We start from the raw sequence: 22,282 nt of genomic DNA on the forward strand, positions 1-22,282 counted from the left end.
CCGGTACGTACCGGCGGGGCGCCCCCGTTCGTGAACGCGCCCCCGTGCGTGAACGGTGAACGGTTTCGGTCTACGGCTCGAACTTGTACCCCAGGCCGCGGACCGTCACCAGGTAGCGCGGCGCTCCCGGATCGGGCTCGATCTTGGCCCGCAGGCGCTTCACGTGGACGTCGAGGGTCTTGGTGTCGCCCACGTAGTCGGCGCCCCACACGCGGTCGATCAGCTGCATGCGGGTGAGGACCCGGCCCGCGTTGCGGAGCAGCATCTCCAGGAGGTCGAACTCCTTCAGCGGGAGGTCGACCTTGCCGCCGCCGACCGTGACCACGTGACGGTCGACGTCCATGCGGACCGGGCCGGCCTCCAGGGCCGCCGGGGTGACCTCCTCCGGCTCTCCCCTGCGGCGCAGGACGGCGCGGATGCGGGCGACCAGCTCGCGCGAGGAGAAGGGCTTCGTGACGTAGTCGTCTGCTCCTATCTCCAGGCCCACGACCTTGTCGATCTCACTGTCCTTGGCGGTCACCATGATGACCGGGACGTTGGAACGACTGCGCAGCTGGCGGCAGACCTCGGTGCCGGGCAGGCCGGGGAGCATCAGGTCCAGCAGGACGAGGTCGGCGCCGTTGCGCTCGAACTCGTCGAGCCCGTCGGGGCCCGTGGTCGCGATGGCGACCTCGAAGCCCTCCTTGCGGAGCATGTAGGACAGGACGTCGCTGAAGGATTCCTCATCCTCGACGACGAGCACTCGGGTCACGGAAGGACCTCCGGGGCAGGAATGGGTTCGCGATCAGTGGTCTTGTACGGGCCGCCGTCGTCCTCGTCGACGTCGTCGTCCGGGGTGTCCGGGGCGTCCGGAGCGGCGACCGGTGACCGGTCGCGCGGCGCGGCTGCTTCGGGCAGCCGCAGGGTGAAGGTGGAGCCCTGTCCCTCGGAGCTCCACACCGCGACCTCCCCGCCGTGCGAGGCGGCCACGTGCTTGACGATGGCGAGGCCCAGGCCGGTGCCGCCGGTCGCCCTGGAGCGGGCCGGGTCCACGCGGTAGAAGCGCTCGAAGATCCGCTCACGGTCCTTCTCGGAGATGCCGATGCCCTGGTCGGTGACGGCTATCTCGATCAGCCCGCCGGAGCCGGAGGCCGGGAAGGCTCCCCCGCCGCCGGGCGTGGAGATCCGGCGGCCGGCGATGCCGACGCGGGTGCGGGCCGGGCTGTAGTTGACGGCGTTCTCGACGAGGTTGCCGAGTGCGGCGGCGAGCTGGCCGCGGTTGCCCCAGACGTACAGGCCCGCGGTGCCGCCGGCGGCCATCGTGATGTTCTTGGTGGACGCGGCGTGGCGGCTGCGGTCCATGGCCTCGGCGACCAGTTCGTCCACGCGGACCGGCTCGGCGTCCTCCAGCGGGTCGTCGTTCTGGACGCGGGAGAGGTCGATGAGCTCCTGGACCAGATTGGTGAGGCGGGTCGCCTCGATCTGCATGCGGCCCGCGAACCGGGTGACCGCCTCCGGGTCGTCCGACGCGTCCATGACGGCTTCGGAGAGCAGCGAGAGCGCTCCGGTAGGAGTCTTGAGCTCATGGCTGACATTCGCGACGAAGTCGCGCCGTACCGCTTCGATGCGGCGGGCCTCGGTGAGGTCCTCCACCAGGAGCAGGACGAGGCGCGAGCCCAGCGGGGCGACGCGGGCGGACACGGCGAGAGCCTCGCCGCGGCCCGTGCCGCGACGGGGGAGGTCCAGCTCGACCTGGCGTATCTCGCCGTCCCTGCGGGTGTCGCGGGCCATGTGGAGCATGGGGTCCACGGCGAGCTTTCCGCCCCGGACGAGCCCGAGGGCGTACGCCGCCGAGCTGGCCTTGACGACGCTGTCGCTCTCGTCCAGTACGACGGCGGAGGAGCGGAGTACGGAGAGCACGGTGTCGACGCCCGGGGGCAGCACCGCGTTGATGTCGGGGCGCAGCGAGGACCGGGTGGGTCTGGCCTGCTCGCGCTCGCTCCAGCGGAACGTCAGCACGGCGACCACGCCGGTGCACAGACCGGCGATCGCTGCTGCTGCGGCGACTGCCGCGTTCACGTCCATGCACCCAGGTTATGCCGGGGTGATGACGGCGCCCCAGCCAAAAGGGTGGACGCTCGAACACTCGTCGCTCAGAGTTCACCGAGGTGATGGGGTTGGTTCACTTGGGGTGCCGGAAGCGGACGCGTAACGGACAGAACGTGGGAGCGTGGGGTTCAGAGGCTGACCTCAGAAGGACAAGAGAGGGACTTTCATGCGCGACGCGTACCACGAGGAACTTGACTCGATCGGCGAAGCCCTGGTCGAGATGGCCCGGCTCGTCGGGTCGGCGATCGGACGGGCCACCACGGCCATGCTCGACGCGGACCTCAAGCTCGCCGAGAGCGTGATCGCCGCCGACCAGAAGGTCGACGACCTCCAGCACGACCTGGAGGCGCGTGCGATAGCCCTGCTGGCCCGCCAGCAGCCCGTCGCGACGGACCTGCGGATCGTCGTCACCTCGCTGCGGATGAGCGCCGACCTGGAGCGTTCGGGCGACCTGGCCCAGCACGTGGCGAAGCTCGCCCGGCTGCGCTTCCCGGCCTCGGCCGTGCCGCACGACCTGCACGCGACCATCCTGGAGATGGGCCAGCTCGCGCAGCGCCTGATGGCGAAGGCGGCGGAGGTCATCACCACGAAGGACGTCGACCTCGCGCTCCAGCTGGAGCACGACGACGACGAGATGGACCTGCTGCACCGCACGCTGTTCCAGCACCTGATGGACGACCGCTGGAAGCACGGCATCGAGACGGCGGTCGACGTCACGCTGCTGGGCCGTTACTACGAGCGTTTCGCCGACCACGCGGTCTCGGTGGCGAAGCGCGTGGTGTACCTGGTGACGGGTGAGCACGCGGACGAGATCCAGGCGGCGGCCGCCACGCCCTCGCCGGGCGAGTAAGCCCGGGAATTGCGCGTGTGCGCCGTTGATGCGCCCGCCCCCGTGGGGATCCAATGGGCAGCAGCAGGAGTACGCCGCGTGCCTCTTCGAGGAGGATCCCCATGGCCGATTCCCCCATATCCCGCTCCCCGCAGGACCCGCCGGCCGAGGCGGTCCGCCTGCCCGCGCTGCCCGTCCTCGGCGCCTGCGGCTGCGGCTCCGGCTGCGGCTGCGGCTGCCAGTCGGGCGCGCCGTGCCAGTGCGGCGGCTGCAGCGGTTAGTGAGGCCGGTGCCGCTGGTGTTCGCGGGAAGGGCCCCGTCCGGTGAGGACGGGGCCCTTTCCGTACGGGTTCTGTACGGGGCTGTACGGGCCTGTGCCCGGATCCGGGCCTGCACCCGGCCCCGGTCCTACACCCGGTCGCCTTCGTCGTACCGGCCGTACTGGCCGCTCTCGTAGCCCTCGTCGCCCTCGTCGTCTTCGTCGTCCTCGAGGCCGAAGCTCTCCGGCACCTCCAGCATCGCCTCCCGGAACTCGGGCCGCGTCTCCTCCATGGCCGCTTCCCTGAAGAGCGCCGCGAGCCGGTGGCGGTCCTCGGTGGAGAGCCTGCCGAGGTTGTAGGCGACGTCTTCGAACCAGGTCGTGGCCAGGTCCGGATCGACCTCGTCCTCGTCCGTCATGTCGATGGCCGTGACCAGCTGCGCCATGGCAGTGGCCAGTGTGGTCAGCAGGGTGTCGCTCATTCTGTGCTCTCGCCTCTTCGCGTACTTCTCGGACCGCAGGAAACCTTCACGCCGCGTCACGCAGCACCGAGCCCCCCGCCGCGGAACATCCGCGGCAGGGGGCTCGATCCGTAGGTGTTACTTCTTCTTGCCCTGGTTCTTCACGGCTTCGATGGCGGCCTTCGCGGCCTCCGGGTCGAGGTACGTGCCGCCCTTGGTGACCGGGTGGAAGTCGGCGTCGAGCTCGTAGTAGAGCGGGATGCCGGTCGGGATGTTCAGTCCGGTGATGTCCTCGTCGGAGATGCCGTCGAGGTGCTTCACCAGGCCGCGCAGCGAGTTGCCGTGGGCGGCGACCAGGACCGTGCGGCCCGCGAGGAGGTCCGGGACGATGCCGTCGTACCAGTACGGCAGCATGCGCTCGACGACGTCCTTGAGGCACTCGGTGCGCGGGCGCAGCTCGCTGGGGATCGTCGCGTAGCGCGGGTCGTCGGACTGGGAGAACGCCGTGCCGTCCTCCAGGACCGGCGGCGGGGTGTCGTACGAGCGGCGCCACAGCATGAACTGCTCCTCGCCGAACTCGGCGAGGGTCTGCGCCTTGTCCTTGCCCTGGAGGGCGCCGTAGTGGCGCTCGTTCAGACGCCAGGAGCGGTGGACGGGGATCCAGTGACGGTCCGCGGACTCCAGCGCCAGCTGGGCGGTGCGGATCGCGCGCTTCTGGAGCGAGGTGTGCAGGACGTCGGGCAGCAGGCCGGCGTCCACGAGCAGCTCACCGCCGCGTACCGCCTCCTTCTCGCCCTTCTCGGTGAGGTTGACGTCCACCCATCCGGTGAACAGGTTCTTCGCGTTCCATTCGCTCTCGCCGTGGCGGAGGAGGATCAGCTTGTACGGTGCTTCGGCCATGCGCCGAGCCTAATCCACGCGCCACGATTGACGCCTGCCGTCAATTGACTGGCTCCCCTGAGCAGGGCACTTGTAAGTTGCGGATACCGCTGAGCCGCTTACATCCCTGGGGGAAGCCCGATGTCCACCGTGTCCGTGAAGAGTGTGAGACGGGCCGTGCGCGAGAGCGTCGCCGGGCTTCCCAAGGAGTTCTGGTGGCTGTGGACGAGCACCCTCGTCAACCGGCTCGGGGCCTTCGTCGCGACCTTCATGGCGCTGTACCTGACCCTGGACCGCGGCTACTCGGCGTCGTACGCCGGACTCGTGGCCTCGCTGCACGGGCTCGGCGGTGTCATCTCCTCCCTCGGCGCGGGCGTGATGACCGACCGGCTCGGCCGGCGCCCCACCCTGCTGGTCGCGCAGACGTCGACGGCCTTCTCGGTGGCGCTGCTCGGCTTCATGGAGCACCCGGTGGCGATCGCGGCCGTCGCCTTCCTCGTCGGCATGGCGAGCAACGCGTCGCGCCCGGCGGTGCAGGCGATGATGGCGGACATCGTGAAGCCCGAGGACCGGGTGCGCGCCTTCTCCCTGAACTACTGGGCGATCAATCTCGGGTTCGCGATCTCGTCGGCGGGGGCCGGGTTCATCGCCGAGTACAGCTATCTGGCGGGCTTCCTCGGCGAGGCCGCGATGACGCTGGTGTGCGCGGTGCTGATCTTCGTGAAGCTGCCCGAGTCCAGGCCGGTACGGGTGACGGACGCGGCGGGCAGACCGGCCGAGCCGGACGCCGGGCTGGGGACCGTGCTGCGTGACGGGCGTTTCATGGGCGTGGTCGGGCTGTCGTTCGTCATCGCCCTGATCTTCCAGCAGGGGTACGTCGGCCTGCCGGTGGCGATGGGCACGGACGGCTTCACCAGCGCGGACTTCGGCATGGCGATCGCGGTCAACGGTGTGCTGATCGTGGCCCTGCAGATACCGGTGACCAGGTTCATCGAGCACCGGGATCCGCGTCGGCTGCTGATCGTCTCGTCGCTGCTCGCGGGGTACGGCTTCGGACTCACCGCTTTCGCCGGGTCGATCGCCGTCTACGCGCTGACCGTGTGCGTCTGGACGCTGGCGGAGATCGTGAACTCCCCGGTCCAGACGGGCCTGGTGGTGCGGCTGTCACCGGTGCACGGGCGCGGCCGCTACCAGGGCGTCTACACGATGTCGTGGTCGGCGGCGGCGCTGGTCGCCCCGCTGATGTCCGGCTTCCTGATCGACCGGTACGGGGCGGAGTGGCTGTGGGGGGCCTGCGCGGTGCTGGGGACGGTGGCGGCGGCCGGGTACTGGCTGCTGATGCGGAACCTTCCGGCGGAGACGGAGACGGTGGAAGCGGCGGTGGAAGCGGCGGTGGAAGCGGTGGTGGCGGAAGCAGTGGCGGGTCACTCCGCCGCCGGTGTGCGGAAGGCGGCGGTGGAGCCCGGGGCCGTCGCCTGAGGCCAGTGCCCGCGGTCAGTGCCCGCGGTCAGTGCCCACGGTCAGCGCCCGCCGTCAGCTCCCGGGGGCGAGGGCGCGCCGGGCGTCGTACGGGTTGCGCGGCCGTACGGAGCCGGGAGCGCCGTACGCCGCCAGCCGTGAGCGCAGCGGTCCGGGGATGCCGGGGACGTCGGTCCGGTCGAACTCCCCGACCTCGCTGATGCCGACGGTCGCGCGGCACGGGGCGACGGTGCCGGTCCTCACGGGTCCGGCGCGGGCGTTGGTGGCCCTCACGTTCCCGTGGGTGGAGCGGGCGCCGCGGAGGGAGCCGGCGGAGGCGTCACCGCCGCGACGGCCGTCGCACCGGCGATCAGGCTCCGTCCGGTGGGGGCACCTCGGCTGGTGCCCATGAGCCCGGGCCCGGCCTCCGTGGATGCGAACAGGGTCCGGGTCTGCGTCGCATCGCCGGCGAGCATGCCGGGGAGGCCGAAGGCGGGGAAGGGTGCGCGTCCACTGTGTTCGCGTACGCGGAAGGGGTACGGCGGGCAGTCCGCCGTACCCCTTCCGGTACCTGAGCTGTCGTCAGTCGTCAGTGGGGGCGCGTGGCCTGGCGGCGCCGCACGGCGAAGAGGACTCCGCCGCCGCCGGCGAGCAGAACGGCCGCACCGGCGACGAGGACGCCGACGTTGCTGCTGCCGGTCTCGGCCAGCGGGCCGGTGGAGTCGTCGGACACCGGGTTCGCGGGGGCCGACCCGGACGGCGAGCCCGGGGCGGAGGCCGCCGCGGACTCACCGGCGGGGGCCGTTTCGGCCTCCGTGGACGTCGCCGGCCCGGACGCCGCGGGCTTCTCCGCCGCGGGGGTGGCCTCCGTCCCGGCCGGGGACTGCGAAGGAGTCTGCGAAGGGGTCTGCGAGGGGGTGTCGGACGGGGTCGCGGAGGGGACCTCGGACGGGGTCTTGCCGGGCGCCGGAACGGTCTGCCGAGTGCAGTCCTCCGTACCGCCGTTCCAGGCCGCGATCAGCTTGTCCTTGATGACCGGGCGGCTGGGACCGACCGGCAGGTCCCCGTGCTCGAAGCCGTCGTTCGCGTCGGCCTTGCCGTCGTACTTGACGCTGCCGCGGTAGAGGTCGACCTGGGCGAAACAGCCGGCGTCCGGCACCGCGATGTCGAGCGTGTCGACCGCGCCGTCCTTGACGTTCACGGTGTCGAAGTCGTGGAAGACCTGCTCACCGGAGGTCTGCCACGTCGCGCCGTGCGTACGGTAGGAGGCGAGGGAGGCCGTGCACGACGCCGCGTCCGCGGTGGCCCGGACCTTCACGTGCACCTTGCCGTCGTCGGACGGCCTGAGGTTGAGGTCGTCGACCCGGACGGAGCCGTTCCACGCCTGCCCGTCGAGAGAGAACTCACAGCGGTCGGTCGCGGTCTTCACACCTGCGCCCGTGCCCGGCTTGTAACCGGCCTGGTGACCGCTGTCCCACCCGTCGCCGCCCGGGGAACTGTCCGCGTGGGCGGAGGTGACGGCGGCCGCGGACAGGGCGAGGGCTGCCGCGCCCACCCCCGCCAGGCGCCACAGGGTGACACGACTCGCTATGGACACAGGGAATCCAATCATGGCTTCACAACGCCCGGCCGAGCGCTCGAGGCAGCGCGAGCTGCCGGGAGAGGGAAGAGCGACGACGCCGCACCGGGCGAATGGTCGGGGAAGGCACAGAGGCGCACGCCGGGACACTGCGGCCCCAGCGGCAAGAGGCATGTTTGTTCTCGGCACATGCCGCTGTCAACTTCGCGCCGCACGCGGGGCCTTCGGCGGCCCGCCGGGGTCAGTCGGACGCAGGCCGGGTCAGGTGGGTGAACGCGTCCAGGTTCCTGGTCGACTCGCCGCGCGACACCCGCCACGCGTACTCCCTGCGGATCGCGCTCGCGAAACCCAGTTCCAGCAGGGTGTTGAAGCTGCCGTCGGCCGCTTCCAGGACGCTCCCCAGCAGGCGGTCCAGCTCGTCGGGGGTCACCGCGGAGAGCGGGAGCTTCCCGGCCAGGTAGATGTCGCCGAGGCTGTCGATCGCGTAACTCACCCCGTACAGGCGCAGGTTGCGCTCCAGAAGCCAGCGGTGCACCGCCGCGTCGTTCTCGTCGGGGTGCCGGATCACGAAGGCGTTGACCGAGAGGGAGTGCCTGCCGACGATCAGGGAGCAGGTGGTGGACAGCTTGCGGGTGCCGGGGAGTGTGACCACGTACGAGCCGGGCTCGGGGCTCTCCCACTTCAGGTCCGCGTCCTTCAGCGTCCGTTCGAGCGTCTCGGCGGCGGTCTGCCGTGCGTCAGCCATGGTGCGAGCGTACGCGACGGCGGTGCTCGTGCATCGCGGCCGTGTACACGTCGGCCGTGGCGGACGCGGCGGTGTCCCAGCCGAAGGACTGCGCGTGGCGGGCGGCCGCCGCGCCCATCCGGTCCACCAGGCCGGGATCGTCGATGAAGCGGCGCAGCGCGCGGGCGTACCCGGCCGGGTCGTGGCCCTCGACGAGGATGCCGGTCTGCCCGTCCCGTACGGCGACGGGCAGACCGCCCACCGCCGCCGCCACGACCGGTGTGCCGGACGCCTCGGCCTCTATCGCGACCAGGCCGAAGGATTCGCTGTACGACGGCATGACGAGGACCGATGCCGCCCTGAACCAGTCCGCGAGGCGGTCCTGGCCGACGGGCGGGCGGAAGCGCACGACGTCGGCGATGCCGAGGCGGGCGGCGAGCTTCTGGAGGCCCTCGGGCTTGGCGAGGCCGCTGCCGCTGGGGCCGCCGACGACCGGCACGACGAGCTTCGAGCGCAGCGACGGGTCCTCGTCGAGGAGCACCGCGACCGCGCGCAGCAGGACGTCCGGGGCCTTGAGCGGCTGGATGCGGCCGGCGAAGAGCGCGACGACCGCGTCCTGGGGCAGGTCCAGGCGGTCGCGGGCCGCTGCCCGGCCGTCGGCCGGGCGGAAGCGCTCCAGGTTCACGCCGGGGTGTACGACGGCGACCTTGCCGGGGTCGGCCTCGTAGAAGCGGACCAGCTCGTCGGCCTCCTCCGCGGTGTTCGCGACGAGGCGGTCCGCGGCGCGCACGATCTGCGTCTCGCCGATGACGCGCGCGGCCGGCTCGGGTGTGTCGCCCTCCGCGAGCGCGGCGTTCTTGACCTTGGCCATGGTGTGCATGGCGTGCACGAGGGGGACGCCCCAGCGCTCGGCGGCGAGCCAGCCGACGTGTCCCGAGAGCCAGTAGTGGGAGTGGACGAGGTCGTAGTAGCCGGGGCGCTGGCCGGCCCAGGCCTGCATCACGCCGTGCGTGAAGGCGCAGAGCTGCGCGGGCAGCTCCTCCTTGGCGAGGCCCTCGTACGGCCCGGCGTCGACGTGGCGGACCAGTACGCCGGGCGCGAGCTCGACGCTCGGGGGCAGGCCGCCCGTGGTCGCCCGGGTGAAGATCTCGACCTCGATGTTGATCGCGGCCAGGCGCTTGGCGAGCTCGACGATGTAGACGTTCATGCCGCCCGCGTCGCCCGTTCCCGGCTGGTGCAGCGGGGAGGTGTGGACGCTGAGCATGGCGATGCGGCGCGGCTTGCGGTGGTGGGCGCCGGGCAGCCGCAGGCGGGGCGGCGTCGCCAGTGTGCCGGCGAGTCGGGAGACGTACTGGCTCACGTCGAAGGTCCTCCTCGCTCGGGCATGACAGGGGGAGGGGTGTGGCCCTCCGTTGAGCGCAAACAGCGGAATGCCCCCCTCCAATTTCCGCTTTGCCAAATCATTACCCAACCCGCCTCAACCTTTACGGGTCCGGGCGGGCGTCTACCCTCGCTTCATGGCCTCCCGTACTCCCCCCTCGCGCCCTGTCGGCGCCGTGACCCGCGGGACGACCAACCCGAACCGCCTGCGCCGCATGGACCGCTGGATCGCCGCCGTGCACGGCCCCGAGCTGCGCCGCAGCCACGATCCCGTCGCGGTCGACCTCGGGTACGGGGCCGCGCCCTGGACCGCCGTCGAGCTGCTCGGCCGGCTGCGCACCGCCGCGCCCGCCGCCGAGGTCGTGGGCATCGAGATCGAGCCGGCCCGGGTCGCCGCCGCGAAGCCGTACGAGCGCGACGGCCTCGCCTTCCGGCACGGCGGTTTCGAGGTGCCGCTGCCCAGCGGCCGCCGCCCCGCCCTCATCCGGGCGGCGAACGTGCTGCGCCAGTACGACGAGGGGGAGGTCGCCGCCGTCTGGGCGCGGCTGTGCGGACGGCTGGCGCCCGGCGGGCTGCTGGTCGAGGGGACGTGCGACGAGATCGGGCGGCGGCACGTGTGGGTCGCGCTCGGGGCCGGGGGGCCGCGGACGGTCACCTTCGCGACCCGGCTCGGGTCGCTGGACCGGCCGTCGGACCTCGCGGAGCGGCTGCCGAAGGCGCTCATCCACCGCAATGTGCCGGGCGAGCCGGTCCACGCCTTCCTGCGGGACTTCGACCGGGCGTGGGCGGCGGCCGCTCCGTACGCCTCGCTCGGCGCCCGGCAGCGCTGGATCAGGGCCGTGCGCGACCTCTCGGCCGACTGGCCGCTGGCGGACGGGGAGCGCCGGTGGCGGCAGGGCGAAGTCACGGTGAACTGGGCCGCTCTCCAGCCCCGCACCGCCTGAAACCGGTACGGATCTCCTCGGACGAGTGACCGCCGGAGGGGAACACGGCCCTCTGCCCGTTCGTCAGAAACCTGTGGGCGGGGACCCCTGTCGTTTTGACGGACGGCATGGCAGCATCACGGCATTGAAATCTAAGTTACTGACGGTAAATCACATGTGGATGTGTGATGTGTGATGTGGGATCTGGGATCTGAGATCCGGGGGGAGCTCGTGAACCGACACCGCAGCGCCGCGAGCGCGATCGTGCTGGTCTGCGCCTTGGCCGTGTCGGCCGTGCCTGGACAGGCGTACGCGGACCCCAGGCCGCCGAGGAGCGAGCAGCGCCTCCAGGAGGTGCGCGGCGAGATCGACGCCCTCTACCGCAAGGCCGGGGCCGCCACGGACGCGTACAACCTCGCCGAGGAGCGCGCCGAGAAGCAGTCGTCCGAGGTCGCGGAGCTGACCGAGGAGATCACCGAGGGCAAGAAGCGCATCGAGGAGCTGAAGAAGCGGGTGGGGGCCGAGGCCAGCGCCCGGTACCGCAGCGGCGGTCTGCCGCCCGAGGCGCACCTGATGCTCAGCGACGACCCTCAGCACTTCCTGGACGGGGCGAGCCGGATCCTGCAGGGCCAGCAGGCGGCCAAGGGGCTCATCGCCGAACTGTCGCGGACCCAGGCCGACTTGGAGGCGTACACCCAGGACGCGACCTCCCGGTTGAAGAAGCTGGAGTCCCACCGCGAGAAGAAGGAAGCGGCGAAGAAGGAGATCAAGAAGCAGATCGCCGCCGCCGAGAAGCTGGAAGCGACGCTGGAGAAGGAGGAGCGGGAACGGCTCCTCAGGATGGAGCAGGAGGCGCAGCGCGAAGCGCAGACCGCCTGGCTGGACTCCGGCGCCCTCCGGGCCACCGGCGGCAGGGCGACGCGGGACGGCGAGACGGCTGTCGCGTACGCGATGGCGCAGATCGGCAAGCCGTACGTCTGGGGCGCCGAGGGACCCGGCTCCTTCGACTGCTCGGGGCTGACGTCGCAGGCGTGGCGCGCGGGGGGCCGGGTCATACCGCGCACGTCCCAGGAGCAGTGGAGGCAGCTGCCGCGCGTCGACGTGAAGGACATGCGGCCCGGCGACCTGATCGTCTACTTCGACGACGCCAGCCACATCGGGATGTACCTGGGCGACGGGTCGATGGTGCACGCACCGCGTCCCGGCCGGGACGTGACGGTCGCCGGGGCCGGTTCGATGCCGATCCTGGGCGTCGTACGTCCGGACAAGTAGCGGCGGCCGAACGGACGGGGCGCGGGGGCGGCGGGGCGTGATGTTCGTCATGGCCCCGCACCCCGCCGACCCCGCCGGATGCGTTGCGGGGGGCGGCATATGACGCCGGCGGCCCTCCGCACGGCATTCCGTTGGGGTGCCGGGTGACGCTATGGTCCCCGTCTGGCGGAACGTCGATCGGCGTGCCGCCGCACCCTCGGGGGGAGGGAAGGAAACCGAGACCGATGCCCGTACCCGTACCGCGGCAGCGTGAGAACCCGGCCGTCGAGCACGGTCAGCCCGTCCTGCCGCGGCAGCAGCAGGCCGGCAGCAGCACGGAGAGCGCAGCAGCCGTCGCAGTCCGGGCAGCCGCGGACCGCGCCGCCCCGGCGGCTCCGGCCGCCCCGGCAGCCCCTGTCACGTCCGCGCAGAGCAACGACCTCACCCTGCTGGTGATCGAGGGCGACCCGGCGGGGACGTTCACCGTCCCGTCGCTGCTCGACGCCGCCGGCACCCGTGTCCGTATCCGCACCGCCCGCAACCTCACCGAGGCCGAGCGGCTGCTCACGGACGACGTGCACTGCATCCTGCTCGACCTGGCCCTGCCGGGGCCCTCCGGCGAGGACGGGGACGAGCTGGCGACGCTGCGGCACGTGCTGCGCCTCGCGCCCCGGCACGCCGTGCTGGCGCTGACGGCCGAGGCCGACGCCGAGCGGGCCGCCGAGGCGGTGCGCGTCGGCGCCCAGGACTACCTCTTCCGCGACGAGCTCGACGGCCGCCAGCTCAGCCGCGCCATCCGGTACGCCGTCGAGCGCAAGCGCGCCGACACCGCGCAGCACAAGCTGGCCGAGTCACGGCTGCGCGCCCAGGAGAACGCCCGTCTGGAGCGCGGCCTGCTGCCCACCCCGCTGCTGGAGGGCTCGAACCTGCGTTTCGCCTCCCGCTACCGGCCGGGACGCTCGCGCGCCCTGCTCGGCGGGGACTTCTACGACACGGTCCGCACCTCCGACGGCACGGTCCACGCGATGATCGGCGACGTCTGCGGCCACGGCCCGGACGAGGCCGCCCTCGGCGTGGAGCTGCGCATCGCCTGGCGGGCCCTGACCTTCGCGGGACTGTGCGGCGACGAGCTGCTCTCCACGCTCCAGCAGGTCCTGGAGCACGAGCGGGAGAGCGAGGAGATCTTCGCGACGCTCTGCACGGTCGACATCGCGCCGGACGGACGGCGGGCCGGTCTGTGCCTGGCCGGTCACCCGTCCCCGCTGATAGCCCGCCACGGCCGGGCCGCGCAGCTCCTCCCGTACGAGGACGGGGGCCCCGCGCTCGGCCTGCTGCCGCGCGCCCGCTGGTCGCGCCGCCAGGTCGAACTGGGCGGTTCCTGGAGCCTGATGATGTACACGGACGGCCTGATCGAGGGCCGCGTCGGCCCGCCGGGCTCGAAGCAGCGGCTCGGGCAGGACGGGATGGTGGAGATGATCAACCGCCAGCTCGCGGCCGGACTCGGCGGCGAGGACCTTCTGGAGGCCGCGGTCACCGAGGCACGGGACCTCAACGGCGGCGAACTGACCGACGATGTGGCGCTGCTGCTCCTCGACCGCGGCTGAGCGGCGCCCGTCCCGGGCGGCGGGCCGGCCCGGGACGGTTCCAGTCGTGACCGGCGCCCTAACGCCCGCCGTTGTACGGCCCGTACGGGCCGTCACTGCTGCTGCCGCCCCTGCGGCCGCCACCGCCGCCACCCGAGACCTGCCTGACCGCGGGCCGTACGTCGACCATGAAGACGATGGTCGCGACCAGACCGGCGATCTGCAGGAACAGCATCGGGACGAACAGGTTCACGGCGACCGTGACGCCCAGCAGGACCAGCCAGAAGACCTTGGTCTGCTTGTCGGCGGCGCGGTACGCGTCCTCGCGGGCCGTCGCGGCGAAGAACAGCGCCACCACGGCGAGGACGAGCATGGCGAGGTTGATCAACCACAACAGAGTGCCGAATGCCGAAAGCAACATGCTGTACACCGCCTAGAGAGTGGATGAGCGCCTCGCGGCCAAGGTACCCGGACAACGAGCCGGACACCCACAAAGGTGCCCGGCTCGCGCTCGTATCGCCCGCTTGCCCTGTCCGCCCCGCCTGCCTGACTTGGCCTACTTGTCGGCGGCCGGCGTGGCCTTCTTCACCGGCGCCTTGCGCGCGGGGGCCTTCTTCGCCGGGGCGGCCTTGGCCTCGGCGGCCTTCGGCCCGTCCGTGTCCGCCCTCTTCCCGGTCTCCGGGTCGGGCTCGACGGCGATGGCGATCTCGTTGATCTCCTCGGCCGCCTCGCCGCGCCAGGTCTTCACGCTCTGCTCGCCGTGCTCGGCGACCTTCTCGTACGTCTCGCGCGCCTTGACCACGTACTCGGCGGCCACTCCCACGCTCCGCAGCGCCAGGTCCTGCGCCTGCTCGCCCAGCTTCTTCAGGTCGGTGTCGAGCGCGCCGAGCACCTCGGTGACCTTCGCCTGGACGGTGGCCTGGGCCTCCTTGGCCTGGGTGGACACCCGGTCCTGGACGGTCTTCGGGTCGGTGTTGCGCACGGCGTCGATGCGCGCCGGGGCCTCGGCGCGCAGCTGCTCGATCAGCGCGGGCACCTTCTTCGCCTGCTGTACGGCGAGGTCCGCGGTGCCGGCCGCGAAGTAGAGGGGAGTCGGGTCGGTGAGGGTCTTGCGCAGGTCATCGGTGATGGCCATGACTGTGGTCCTCCCGGATCTCAGTTCACTGTGAGGGTGGTGTGCCTGCATCGCTGTCGCCGGCAGGGGCGTCCGTCACGGCGTCCGCTTCGGCGTCCGTCGCGTTCTCTTTGCGGAACGACTCGTAGATCTGCAGCAGAACCTGCTTCTGCCGCTCGTTGATCGACGGGTCGGCGAGTATGACGGCGCGCGTCTCCAGGTCCTCGCGCTCCCGCTCGTCGAGGATGCCGGCCTGCACGTACAGCGTCTCGGCGGAGATCCGCAGCGCCTTCGCGAGCTGCTGGAGGATCTCCGCGCTCGGCTTGCGCAGCCCGCGCTCGATCTGGCTGAGGTACGGATTGGACACCCCGGCGGCGTCGGCGAGCTGCCGCAGCGACAGCTGCGCGTTGCGCCGCTGCTCGCGCAGGTACTCACCGAGATTGCCGACGTTGAGCGATGCCATGTCCCGATAGTGCGCCATGGTTGCTAACTTTTGCAAGCGCATGCTTGCAAAAGTGTTACGTGTCGCCGCGACCGAGTACGGACGCACGCGGGCACCGCGCTGCGGGCGCGGGCGTCCCTGCACCCCCTGGACCTGCGGCAGGCACGGGCGGCCGTACGGGCCGTACGGCCCCGGAACGCGCGGTACGGCGACGCCTGCCGCTTCCGCGCCGGGCGTGGCTCCTCGTCCCGCCACGGGACGCGACCGCACTGCTGCGCGCGCCGGGGCGGGGACGGCCTGGTGGGCGGGTGTGATCGCGCGCAGGACCGTGCGGGGGCGGTGAGACCGCCGGGCTCGGCTCGTCGCCAGCCGTGAGCGCGTTGCCGTACCGGCTGGAACCGGACGCCGGGCAACGGTCCGCGCACCACGCGCCTCAGGCCCTTGTCGCGCGTGTTCCGGCCGGCGGCCTTCCGGCCGTCTCCGAGCGGAAGCCGTGACCGACTTCGGGGGCGAGACCGTGGTAGTGACGGAAGTTGTAGATGAGGGGGCTCCACACCGCGGGGTCGATGTGCTGGGTCCCCGGCACCACGATGCGCTCATCGGCGTGTACGCGTACGACCTGGCACTCGACGGTGAAGAACATGCCTGCGCCGCCGGCCGTCGTCGCGGTCACCCTCGCCTCCAGTTGCAGCGGGCACTCGGCGACGCGGACCGGCCGCACCTTCTCCGAATCCTGCGGCCGGAGCCCGGCGGCGGAGAACTTGTCGGCCTCGTACCGGTACACCGCGCGCTTGCCCGCCGGGACCGGGTCGGCGCCGGTGAGCGGCGCGAGGCGTTCCACGGACTCCCACAGGTCGGGCGAGGGCAGGTTGATCACCAGTTCCGGCCGCGCGGAGAGGTTCCGGACGGTCTGGCTCTCGCTGCCCAGGCCGAGGACGACGTGCTGTCCCAGCGCCCAGGCCGAGGAGACCGGCGCCAGGTTGCAGGAGCCGTCCTCGTTCTCCGAGCTCACCAGGACCACCGGCGTCCCGAAGTAGAGGATGCTCGGCCGGACCACCACGTGCCTGTCAGCGGTCGTCGCGGTCGTCGCGGTTGTCGTTGCCGTCGTTGCCGTCGTCATGACCGGAACGCTAGGCGCGGGACACTTCGATGCCGGCCGAAGTGACGTCCGGCGAGAATGATCCGGTGACCAGCCCCGACTCGTACGCCGACAGCCCGGATCTCGCCTCCCTGGCGGCCCTGTTGGCGGACCGTACGCGCGCCGCATTCTGCCTGGCACTGCTCGACGGCCGCGCCTGGACGGCGACGGAACTGGCCCGCATGGCGGGCGTGGCCCCCTCCACCGCCACCGGCCATCTGCACCAGCTGGTCGCGGGCGGGCTGCTGGCGCAGGAGCGCCGGGGCCGCCACCGTTACGTCCGCCTCGCGGGCCCGGACACCGCCGAGATGATCGAAGGTCTCGCGGCCCACGCGCCGCGGCGGCCGGCCCCCGTCCGTTCCCTGACGGACGCCCGCCGCCGCCGCGACCTGGCGCACGCCCGTACCTGCTACGACCACCTGGCGGGCGCCCTGGGCGTGGCGGTCACCGAAGCCATGACCGCCCGGGAGTTCCTCGCCTGGGACTACGGCCCGGCGCTCACCGCCTCCGGTGCCTCCTGGCTGCGCGGCCTGGGCATCGCCGACGACCGTCCCGGCACCTCCCGCCGCCCGCACGTCCGTACCTGTCTCGACTGGACGGAACGCCGCCCGCACCTGGCGGGCGCGGTGGGCGCGGCCCTGTTCCGCCACGCGGTGGACGCGTCCTGGCTCGTGTGCCGGGGCGGCACCCGCATCGTCACCCTGACGGACGAGGGCCGCGACGCGCTGCGCCGGCACCTGCCGCTCCCGGACGAGGTGCTGCGCACGACCCGGCTGACGGGGGCGGAGGAAGGCGCCGGCGCGCGGGCCTAGGCGCCGGTACGGCCGTCGGCCAGCTCCCGCAGGATGTCGAGGTGGCCGTTGTGGCGGGCGGTCTCCTCGATCAGGTGCAGCAGGATCCAGCGCAGATTGGGGTGCTTGCCGTTGCGCCCGGCGCGCTTCGCCTCGGTGTCCAGGTCGTGCTCGGCGACCAGCTTCCGGTAGCGGGCGCACTGGGCCTCGTACGCCGAGAGGAGATCGGCCAGGGGGACGTCGAGCGCGATGCGCATCTCCCGGTCCGGGTCCTCGTCCGTCCACGGCCCCTCGTCCTCCTCGCCGAGGAACGCCACCTGGAACCAGTAGTACTCCACCCAGTGGAGGTGGCTGATGAGCCCGCACAGGGTCATCAGCGGGGAGCCCGGCAGCGGCGCCCTGCGGGCGTCCTCCGGCGAGACGCCGTCGCACTTGGCGCGCGCGGTGTCGCGGACGTAGTCGAGGAAGGTGGCGAGCGAGGCGCGCTCGTCGGGCGTGGGAGGTTCGTCGGTTCGTGTCATCGGGGTGAATGTTCTTCGCCCGTACACCCGCTGTCGAGCGATTTTGTGCGGCCTGCGGCTCCAGGGGCGAATCTGGAGGATGCCCGGCAGTACGACGGGACAGCAGCGACACGGCGAGAAGGAGCGGCACACGTGACACACGGAAACGGCGGCGGCGACGACAGCGGTGCGGTGAAGCTCAGCCCCAGCAGCTGGGTGGCCGAACAGGCCGAGCTGTACGAGGAGTCCGGCGGCACCAGGGGCATCACGATGCAGGGCGCACCGTGCCTGCTGCTGGACTACGTCGGGCGGCGCAGCGGCATCACACGGCGCACCGTGCTGATCTACGGACGCGACGGCGACGACCATCTGATCGTGGCGTCGAAGGGCGGCTCCGACAAGCACCCACTGTGGTACCGGAACATCCAGGAGAACCCCGATGTGCGACTCCGGGTCGGTACCGAGCGGTTCCCGGCCCGCGCCGAGACGCTCTCCCCCGAGGAGAAGGCCCGGGTGTGGCCGCACCTGGTGGACGTCTTCGCGCCGTACGAGAGCTACCAGAAGAAGACCAGCCGCGACATTCCGGTGGTGCGGCTCCGGCGTACGGACGTGTGAGGCGGGACGTGTGAGGCGATGGGCCACCCGGCGTACGGCGGCGTACGGGCGGCCCCGCGCCGGGGGGCCGCCGGGGGACTTCCGGGCCCGTACGGCGCCGCCCGGTCGCCGGGTTGGTCCACGGCGGCAGGCAGGCGCTCAGGCCCGCAGCTCCGCCGGAAGCGGAAGCCGGTGGAGCACGTCGAGGCGGCTGACCGCCCGCGTCAGCACCACATAGAGCCGGTACAGGCCCCGCTCCTCGGCTCCGGCGATCTCGGCCGGTTCGACGGCGACGACGTGGTCGTACTCGAGGCCCTTGGCGAGCGTGGCGGGCAGCACGGACACCCGGGGCGTCTCCCCCAGTCCCGCCGCCTCCAGCGCCTCCCTGAGCTCCGCCACCCGCCCCGCGTCCGCGATGACGCCCACCGATCCCTCCCGGGCCCGTGCCGCCCGTACCGCGTCGACCGTCGCCGCCACCACGTCCGGCACCTGACGCACCGACAGTTCCCCGTCCGCGCGCAGCGACCGCCCTGGCGGTACGTCGACGTCCAGTGCTCCCAGCAGCCGGTTCGCCAGCTCCACGATCGCGGCCGGGACACGGAAGCCGGTGGTCAGCGGGACGACGGCGGCCGTGGGCCTGCCGAGGTGGGCGAGGAGTCCGGGCCAGGTGCGGGCGGCCCAGGGCGTCGTGCCCTGCGCGAGGTCGCCCAGCACCGTGACCGACCCGGAGCCGACCCGGCGCGCGATCGCCCGGCACTGCATCGGGGACAGGTCCTGCGCCTCGTCGATGACGACGTGACCGTAGCTTCCGGGACGCTCGACGAGTCCGGCGACCTCGTCGATCAGCACCAGGTCGGCGGCCGACCACCTGGCGCTCTTCCACGAGCGCGGCGGCTTCGCCCAGCGGACCGCCCCCCGCTCCTCCGGGGTGAGGAGCGGATCGGACGGGTCGGTGAGCACGGCGGCGACGATCTCCTCCGGCCGGACCTTCGGCCACACCGAGTCGACGAACGCCCCGACCGCCCGGGACCGCCCCATCCGCCGCAGCCACGCGTTGTCCGGCGGCCCGGCCCGCCGTTCGGCCTGGAGCTGGAGCGCCCGGACGGCGCGCGTGCGGACGCGTTCGCGGCCGACGGCGTACGGGGGCGCCTCGGCCCGTACCTCCGCGACGATCCGCTCCAGCTCGTCCAGCGGAATCCGCCAACGGTACGAACCGTCCGGCACGACGACGGTCTCGGCGGGCGCCGACACCCGCCCGTACAGCGCCCGGTGGAGCACGGCCGCCATCCGGGCGTCGTGCTTGACGGCGGCCGCCGCGGGGGTGTCCTGGGCGCGCACGGGGTGACGGCCGGTCTCGTCCTCGACCGTCGACTGCCTGATGCCGCTTTCGCCCAGGGCGGGCAGCACCTCGGAGATGTAGGAGAGGAAGGTCCGGTTGGGGCCGAGGATCAGCAGGCCGCCGCGCTTGAGGCGCTGCGGGTACGTGTAGAGGAGGTAGGCCGCGCGGTGCAGGCCGACAGCGGTCTTGCCGGTGCCCGGGGCGCCCTGCACACAGACGGATTCGGTGAGTCCGGAGCGTACGAGATCGTCCTGCTCGGGCTGGATGGTGGCGGCGATGTCGCGCATCGGGCCGACGCGGGGGCGCTCGATCTCGCCGGCGAGGATGCCGCTCCCCGGTACGCCGCCGGCTTCCTCCCCCGCCGCGAGCCGCTCGTCCTCCAGCCCGGTCAGGTCCTCGGACGCCCCCTTGCTCCATGGCGCCCAGCCGAACCGCCGGCGCACCGCCACGCCCTGCGGGTCGCGTGCGCTCGCCTGGTAGAAGGCGCGGGAGACGGGGGCGCGCCAGTCGATGACCAGCGGCGGGTCCGCGGGGTGCTCGGTGATGCGGCGGCGGCCGATGTGGTGGCTCCGGCCGTCGGCCAGGTCCAGCCGCCCGAAGAAGAGCGGGCTCTCGGGCTCCTGCCTCAACTCCTTGGCGTACGAGCGCAGATGGAAGCCGAGGGCTTCGGCGTCGGCACCGGAGGCGGAGACGTCCTCGCCGGTGACGACCCGCTCGCCGGCGCCTTCGGTCATCCGGGCGAGGGCCGCGCGGCAGAGGTCGTGGAAGGTCCGTTCCTGGCTGAGGGCATGGTCGGGTGACGTCATCCGCCCAAGATAACGTAACTGAGTAACTAATTTTACCGAGACTCAGAATCTCGTTTTCCGCAGCCCGCTTCCCTCAGCCCGTCCCTCAGCTGCCCGAACGCCAGGTCCGCCGCCGCCACCGCCCCCGCGGACACCTCCCGCGCGCTCTCCCCCGCATCGATCCGGCGCCAGTTCTCCTCGGCGAGGATCCGCTGCACGGCGACGATCTGTCCGGCCGCGAGCCGCGAGGCCAGGAGGTCCGGCCCGCCGAGCGCGGCGGCGAGCGCCTCCTCGGAACGCTTGACGTACGCGTGCAGCCGGGCCACCAGGCTCGGCGTCCCGTACAGCAGCCGGTGGAAGGCGAGCACGTCCGCGTCGTCGCAGAGCCCGGTCACCGGATCGCGCCGGCCGAGTCCGTCCAGGAAGTGCCGGTGCAGGGCGTCCAGCGGCGAGAGCCCGTCCGCGCGCCCGGCGGCCACCACCCGGGCCGCCTCGTCCTCGTGGTCGGCGAACCGGTGCAGCGCGAGGTCCTCCTTGGCGGGGAAGTACCGGAACAGCGTCGGCTTGGAGATCTCGGCCGCGGCCGCCACCTCGGCCACGGAGACCCCGTCGAAGCCCTTCTCCAGGAACAGGGCGATCGCGGCATCGGAGATCACCCGGTACGTCCGCTGCTTCTTGCGCTCGCGCAAACCACTCATGACGACGAAGCGTACGCGCTTGACCTCAACAGAACTTGAGGTCCCAGACTCGTGGAACGGGCAGCCGCACAGGCAGTCGCACAGGTACCGGCGGAGTGGGAGTGAACGTCATGCGCGCAATCCAGGTGGCGGAGTTCGGCGGCCCGGAGGTACTGGTGGCGACCGAGCTGCCGGACCCGGTGGCCGGGCCCGGGCAGGTGGTCGTCGAAGTCGCCGTGACCGACACCATCTACGTCGAGACGCAGATCCGCGGCGGCTGGGGCCCGCAGTTCGGCATCGAGCCGCCGTACGTGCCGGGCGGCGCGGCCGCCGGCACGGTACTGGCCGTGGGCGAGGGCGTGGACCCCGCGTGGACCGGCCGCCGGGTCGTGGCGGGGCCGGGCGCCCTCGGAACGTACGCCGAACGGGTCGCCGTCCCGCTCGACCGGCTGATCCCGGTCCCGGACGGCCTCGGCCTGCACGAGGCCGCCGCACTCGCGCACGACGGCGTCACCGGCACCGGCATCGCCGAGGCGGCCGGCATCCGGCCCGGCGAGCGGGTGCTGATCCTGGGCGCGTCGGGCGGCATGGGAACACTGCTGGTGCAGATGGCCCGTGCGGCCGGGGCCCGCGTCGTCGGGGCGGCGCGCGGCGAGCGGAAGCTGGGACTCGTACGGGAGCTGGGCGCCGACGCGGTCGTGGACTACTCCGAGGAGGGCTGGACCGACCGGGCCCGCGAGGCGCTCGGCGGCGCGGGGGCGGACGTACTGCTGGACGGCGTGGGCGGCGAGCTGGGCCTGGCGGGCTTCGCGCTGACGGCCGACGGCGGCCGCGTCTCGGCGCACGGCGCGTCCAGCGGCGGCTTCGCGGCCGTCGACGCGGGCGAGGCGGAACGCCGGGGGATCACGCTGCGCGGGATCAGCGAGGTCCAGTACGGGGCGGCCGACATCACGCGGTTGTCGGCGCAGGCCCTGGCGCAGGCGGCGGCGGGCCGCCTGCGCCCGGTGATCGCGGCCACGTTCCCGCTGGCCCGGGCCGCGGAGGCGCACGCGGCGATCGAGGCGCGGGCAGTGGCGGGCAAGGCGCTGCTCACGAGCCTGAGCGGGTGAGGCGCGGGAAACCCCGGTAGGACCGGTCCTGCCGGTGGCCGTCTGCTCCGCGGGGGTTCCGAGCCGGCGCGGGGCGTCGAGCGGCCGATCGCACGGAGGGCCCGCCCGGCCCCGCGGAACTCCGCGGAACAACGTAGAGAAGTCCGAGTCGCACGGGGTGCCGGTCTTCCTGCCGGACCCGCCCAGGGAGCGGATCCGGCCCGGCGGCAGACCGTGAGGCGGGGGCCAGGCCGCCCCTTGTGGCATCACATGGCACCGGGTGGCACCACTTGGTGCCACCCGGTGCCATGTGCCGCAAGGGACTCGCCCGGCACTTCGACGCGGACGACATCTTCACGGTCACCAAGCAGGGGCTCGACTTCTTCCACGACAACTTCGA

24 protein-coding genes are annotated in these 22,282 nt (G+C 72.5%); 9 read left to right on the forward strand and 15 right to left on the reverse strand.

Features of this window, described 5'->3' with window-relative positions:
* Positions 1–70 precede the first annotated feature (70 nt).
* Positions 71–751 (reverse strand): response regulator transcription factor, encoded by a 681-nt coding sequence (locus ACWD0Y_RS31175; protein ID WP_344497859.1) that lies wholly within the window; start codon positions 749–751, stop codon positions 71–73.
* A complete protein-coding gene (locus tag ACWD0Y_RS31180) occupies positions 748–2,064 on the reverse strand; it encodes a sensor histidine kinase (protein ID WP_450263651.1) in 1,317 nt (438 codons plus the stop codon). The genes ACWD0Y_RS31175 and ACWD0Y_RS31180 overlap by 4 nt, the downstream gene beginning before the upstream one ends.
* A 190-nt stretch (positions 2,065–2,254) precedes the next feature.
* Here ACWD0Y_RS31180 and phoU point away from each other — a divergent pair, with 190 nt between their 5' ends.
* Both phoU and ACWD0Y_RS31190 read left to right on the forward strand, forming a co-directional pair.
* Entirely contained in the window at positions 2,255–2,938 is a 684-nt protein-coding gene (gene phoU / locus ACWD0Y_RS31185; RefSeq protein ID WP_450263652.1) for a phosphate signaling complex protein PhoU, read from the forward strand.
* Positions 2,939–3,039: 101 nt separating this feature from the next.
* Positions 3,040–3,198 (forward strand): hypothetical protein, encoded by a 159-nt coding sequence (locus ACWD0Y_RS31190; RefSeq protein ID WP_450263653.1) that lies wholly within the window; start codon positions 3,040–3,042, stop codon positions 3,196–3,198.
* Between the two features lie 127 nt (positions 3,199–3,325).
* Here ACWD0Y_RS31190 and ACWD0Y_RS31195 read toward each other — a convergent pair whose 3' ends face one another.
* Positions 3,326–3,658, reverse strand: a complete 333-nt coding sequence (locus tag ACWD0Y_RS31195; RefSeq protein WP_450263654.1) for a hypothetical protein — start codon at positions 3,656–3,658, stop codon at positions 3,326–3,328.
* Between the two features lie 117 nt (positions 3,659–3,775).
* The gene (locus tag ACWD0Y_RS31200) at positions 3,776–4,537 is read right to left on the reverse strand and encodes a phosphoglyceromutase (RefSeq protein WP_093800264.1); all 762 of its coding nucleotides are present in this window, start codon (positions 4,535–4,537) and stop codon (positions 3,776–3,778) included.
* 129 nt (positions 4,538–4,666) lie between these two features.
* Here ACWD0Y_RS31200 and ACWD0Y_RS31205 point away from each other — a divergent pair, with 129 nt between their 5' ends.
* Complete coding sequence (locus ACWD0Y_RS31205) at positions 4,667–5,995, forward strand: MDR family MFS transporter (protein ID WP_450263672.1); 1,329 nt, start codon at positions 4,667–4,669, stop codon at positions 5,993–5,995.
* A gap of 54 nt (positions 5,996–6,049) precedes the next feature.
* Here the strand turns inward: ACWD0Y_RS31205 and ACWD0Y_RS31210 are convergent, their stop codons facing one another.
* The 4 genes from ACWD0Y_RS31210 to mshA all read right to left on the reverse strand — a co-directional run bounded on the left by ACWD0Y_RS31210 (position 6,050) and on the right by mshA (position 9,637).
* Positions 6,050–6,268 (reverse strand): hypothetical protein, encoded by a 219-nt coding sequence (locus ACWD0Y_RS31210; protein ID WP_450263655.1) that lies wholly within the window; start codon positions 6,266–6,268, stop codon positions 6,050–6,052.
* A 295-nt stretch (positions 6,269–6,563) separates the two neighbouring features.
* Positions 6,564–7,571 carry an LAETG motif-containing sortase-dependent surface protein gene (locus ACWD0Y_RS31215; protein ID WP_450263656.1) on the reverse strand — a complete coding sequence of 336 codons (1,008 nt, stop codon included), beginning with the start codon at positions 7,569–7,571 and terminating at the stop codon, positions 6,564–6,566.
* Positions 7,572–7,794: 223 nt separating this feature from the next.
* Positions 7,795–8,298 (reverse strand): YbjN domain-containing protein, encoded by a 504-nt coding sequence (locus ACWD0Y_RS31220; RefSeq protein ID WP_450263657.1) that lies wholly within the window; start codon positions 8,296–8,298, stop codon positions 7,795–7,797.
* Entirely contained in the window at positions 8,291–9,637 is a 1,347-nt protein-coding gene (mshA, locus tag ACWD0Y_RS31225) for a D-inositol-3-phosphate glycosyltransferase (protein ID WP_450263658.1), read from the reverse strand. Before mshA ends, ACWD0Y_RS31220 begins: the two co-directional genes overlap by 8 nt.
* A 157-nt stretch (positions 9,638–9,794) precedes the next feature.
* Here mshA and ACWD0Y_RS31230 point away from each other — a divergent pair, with 157 nt between their 5' ends.
* The 3 genes from ACWD0Y_RS31230 to ACWD0Y_RS31240 all read left to right on the forward strand — a co-directional run bounded on the left by ACWD0Y_RS31230 (position 9,795) and on the right by ACWD0Y_RS31240 (position 13,435).
* Positions 9,795–10,601, forward strand: a complete 807-nt coding sequence (locus ACWD0Y_RS31230) for a class I SAM-dependent methyltransferase (RefSeq protein WP_450263659.1) — start codon at positions 9,795–9,797, stop codon at positions 10,599–10,601.
* A 210-nt stretch (positions 10,602–10,811) separates the two neighbouring features.
* Complete coding sequence (locus ACWD0Y_RS31235) at positions 10,812–11,852, forward strand: NlpC/P60 family protein (protein WP_450263660.1); 1,041 nt, start codon at positions 10,812–10,814, stop codon at positions 11,850–11,852.
* A 224-nt stretch (positions 11,853–12,076) separates the two neighbouring features.
* Positions 12,077–13,435: a PP2C family protein-serine/threonine phosphatase gene (locus tag ACWD0Y_RS31240; RefSeq protein ID WP_450263661.1), complete on the forward strand. Its 1,359-nt coding sequence runs from the start codon at positions 12,077–12,079 to the stop codon at positions 13,433–13,435.
* A 58-nt stretch (positions 13,436–13,493) separates the two neighbouring features.
* Here ACWD0Y_RS31240 and ACWD0Y_RS31245 read toward each other — a convergent pair whose 3' ends face one another.
* The 4 genes from ACWD0Y_RS31245 to ACWD0Y_RS31260 form a co-directional block, all read right to left on the reverse strand.
* A complete protein-coding gene (locus ACWD0Y_RS31245) occupies positions 13,494–13,835 on the reverse strand; it encodes a DUF2516 family protein (RefSeq protein WP_450263662.1) in 342 nt (113 codons plus the stop codon).
* Positions 13,836–13,970: 135 nt separating this feature from the next.
* Positions 13,971–14,549 carry a hypothetical protein gene (locus ACWD0Y_RS31250; protein ID WP_450263663.1) on the reverse strand — a complete coding sequence of 193 codons (579 nt, stop codon included), beginning with the start codon at positions 14,547–14,549 and terminating at the stop codon, positions 13,971–13,973.
* 25 nt (positions 14,550–14,574) lie between these two features.
* On the reverse strand, positions 14,575–14,991 hold the full coding sequence (locus tag ACWD0Y_RS31255; RefSeq protein ID WP_450263664.1) for a helix-turn-helix domain-containing protein: 417 nt from the start codon (positions 14,989–14,991) through the stop codon (positions 14,575–14,577).
* A gap of 412 nt (positions 14,992–15,403) precedes the next feature.
* Positions 15,404–16,090, reverse strand: coding sequence for a flavin reductase family protein (locus ACWD0Y_RS31260; RefSeq protein WP_450263665.1), 687 nt, complete (start codon positions 16,088–16,090; stop codon positions 15,404–15,406).
* 65 nt (positions 16,091–16,155) lie between these two features.
* Here ACWD0Y_RS31260 and ACWD0Y_RS31265 point away from each other — a divergent pair, with 65 nt between their 5' ends.
* Positions 16,156–16,920: an ArsR/SmtB family transcription factor gene (locus tag ACWD0Y_RS31265; RefSeq protein ID WP_450263666.1), complete on the forward strand. Its 765-nt coding sequence runs from the start codon at positions 16,156–16,158 to the stop codon at positions 16,918–16,920.
* On the opposite strand, the gene ACWD0Y_RS31270 is transcribed toward ACWD0Y_RS31265, so the two are convergent.
* Positions 16,917–17,420, reverse strand: coding sequence for a DinB family protein (locus ACWD0Y_RS31270; protein ID WP_450263667.1), 504 nt, complete (start codon positions 17,418–17,420; stop codon positions 16,917–16,919). The two genes, ACWD0Y_RS31265 and ACWD0Y_RS31270, sit on opposite strands and share 4 nt — an antisense overlap.
* A 132-nt stretch (positions 17,421–17,552) precedes the next feature.
* On the opposite strand from ACWD0Y_RS31270, the gene ACWD0Y_RS31275 reads away from it, so the two are divergent.
* The gene (locus ACWD0Y_RS31275; protein WP_450263668.1) at positions 17,553–18,014 is read left to right on the forward strand and encodes a nitroreductase family deazaflavin-dependent oxidoreductase; all 462 of its coding nucleotides are present in this window, start codon (positions 17,553–17,555) and stop codon (positions 18,012–18,014) included.
* A gap of 138 nt (positions 18,015–18,152) precedes the next feature.
* On the opposite strand, the gene ACWD0Y_RS31280 is transcribed toward ACWD0Y_RS31275, so the two are convergent.
* The gene (locus tag ACWD0Y_RS31280) at positions 18,153–20,138 is read right to left on the reverse strand and encodes a HelD family protein (RefSeq protein ID WP_450263669.1); all 1,986 of its coding nucleotides are present in this window, start codon (positions 20,136–20,138) and stop codon (positions 18,153–18,155) included.
* Between the two features lie 32 nt (positions 20,139–20,170).
* Positions 20,171–20,815 carry a TetR/AcrR family transcriptional regulator gene (locus ACWD0Y_RS31285; RefSeq protein WP_450263670.1) on the reverse strand — a complete coding sequence of 215 codons (645 nt, stop codon included), beginning with the start codon at positions 20,813–20,815 and terminating at the stop codon, positions 20,171–20,173.
* Between the two features lie 110 nt (positions 20,816–20,925).
* On the opposite strand from ACWD0Y_RS31285, the gene ACWD0Y_RS31290 reads away from it, so the two are divergent.
* Positions 20,926–21,903 carry a zinc-binding dehydrogenase gene (locus ACWD0Y_RS31290; protein ID WP_450263671.1) on the forward strand — a complete coding sequence of 326 codons (978 nt, stop codon included), beginning with the start codon at positions 20,926–20,928 and terminating at the stop codon, positions 21,901–21,903.
* The last annotated feature ends 379 nt before the right edge of the window (positions 21,904–22,282 follow it).

It is taken from the genome of Streptomyces altiplanensis, from assembly GCF_053591575.1.

Coding starts and splice junctions, on each gene's coding strand:
- ACWD0Y_RS31285 (WP_450263670.1), bottom strand. CDS start 20,815: ATGAGTGGTTTGCGCGAGCGCAAGAAGCAGCGGACGTACCGGGTGATC.
- ACWD0Y_RS31260 (WP_450263665.1), bottom strand. CDS start 16,090: ATGACGACGGCAACGACGGCAACGACAACCGCGACGACCGCGACGACC.
- ACWD0Y_RS31230 (WP_450263659.1), top strand. CDS start 9,795: ATGGCCTCCCGTACTCCCCCCTCGCGCCCTGTCGGCGCCGTGACCCGC.
- ACWD0Y_RS31245 (WP_450263662.1), bottom strand. CDS start 13,835: ATGTTGCTTTCGGCATTCGGCACTCTGTTGTGGTTGATCAACCTCGCC.
- ACWD0Y_RS31240 (WP_450263661.1), top strand. CDS start 12,077: ATGCCCGTACCCGTACCGCGGCAGCGTGAGAACCCGGCCGTCGAGCAC.
- ACWD0Y_RS31190 (WP_450263653.1), top strand. CDS start 3,040: ATGGCCGATTCCCCCATATCCCGCTCCCCGCAGGACCCGCCGGCCGAG.
- ACWD0Y_RS31220 (WP_450263657.1), bottom strand. CDS start 8,298: ATGGCTGACGCACGGCAGACCGCCGCCGAGACGCTCGAACGGACGCTG.
- ACWD0Y_RS31290 (WP_450263671.1), top strand. CDS start 20,926: ATGCGCGCAATCCAGGTGGCGGAGTTCGGCGGCCCGGAGGTACTGGTG.
- ACWD0Y_RS31180 (WP_450263651.1), bottom strand. CDS start 2,064: ATGGACGTGAACGCGGCAGTCGCCGCAGCAGCAGCGATCGCCGGTCTG.
- ACWD0Y_RS31200 (WP_093800264.1), bottom strand. CDS start 4,537: ATGGCCGAAGCACCGTACAAGCTGATCCTCCTCCGCCACGGCGAGAGC.
- ACWD0Y_RS31255 (WP_450263664.1), bottom strand. CDS start 14,991: ATGGCATCGCTCAACGTCGGCAATCTCGGTGAGTACCTGCGCGAGCAG.
- ACWD0Y_RS31270 (WP_450263667.1), bottom strand. CDS start 17,420: ATGACACGAACCGACGAACCTCCCACGCCCGACGAGCGCGCCTCGCTC.
- phoU (WP_450263652.1), top strand. CDS start 2,255: ATGCGCGACGCGTACCACGAGGAACTTGACTCGATCGGCGAAGCCCTG.
- ACWD0Y_RS31195 (WP_450263654.1), bottom strand. CDS start 3,658: ATGAGCGACACCCTGCTGACCACACTGGCCACTGCCATGGCGCAGCTG.
- ACWD0Y_RS31280 (WP_450263669.1), bottom strand. CDS start 20,138: ATGACGTCACCCGACCATGCCCTCAGCCAGGAACGGACCTTCCACGAC.
- ACWD0Y_RS31250 (WP_450263663.1), bottom strand. CDS start 14,549: ATGGCCATCACCGATGACCTGCGCAAGACCCTCACCGACCCGACTCCC.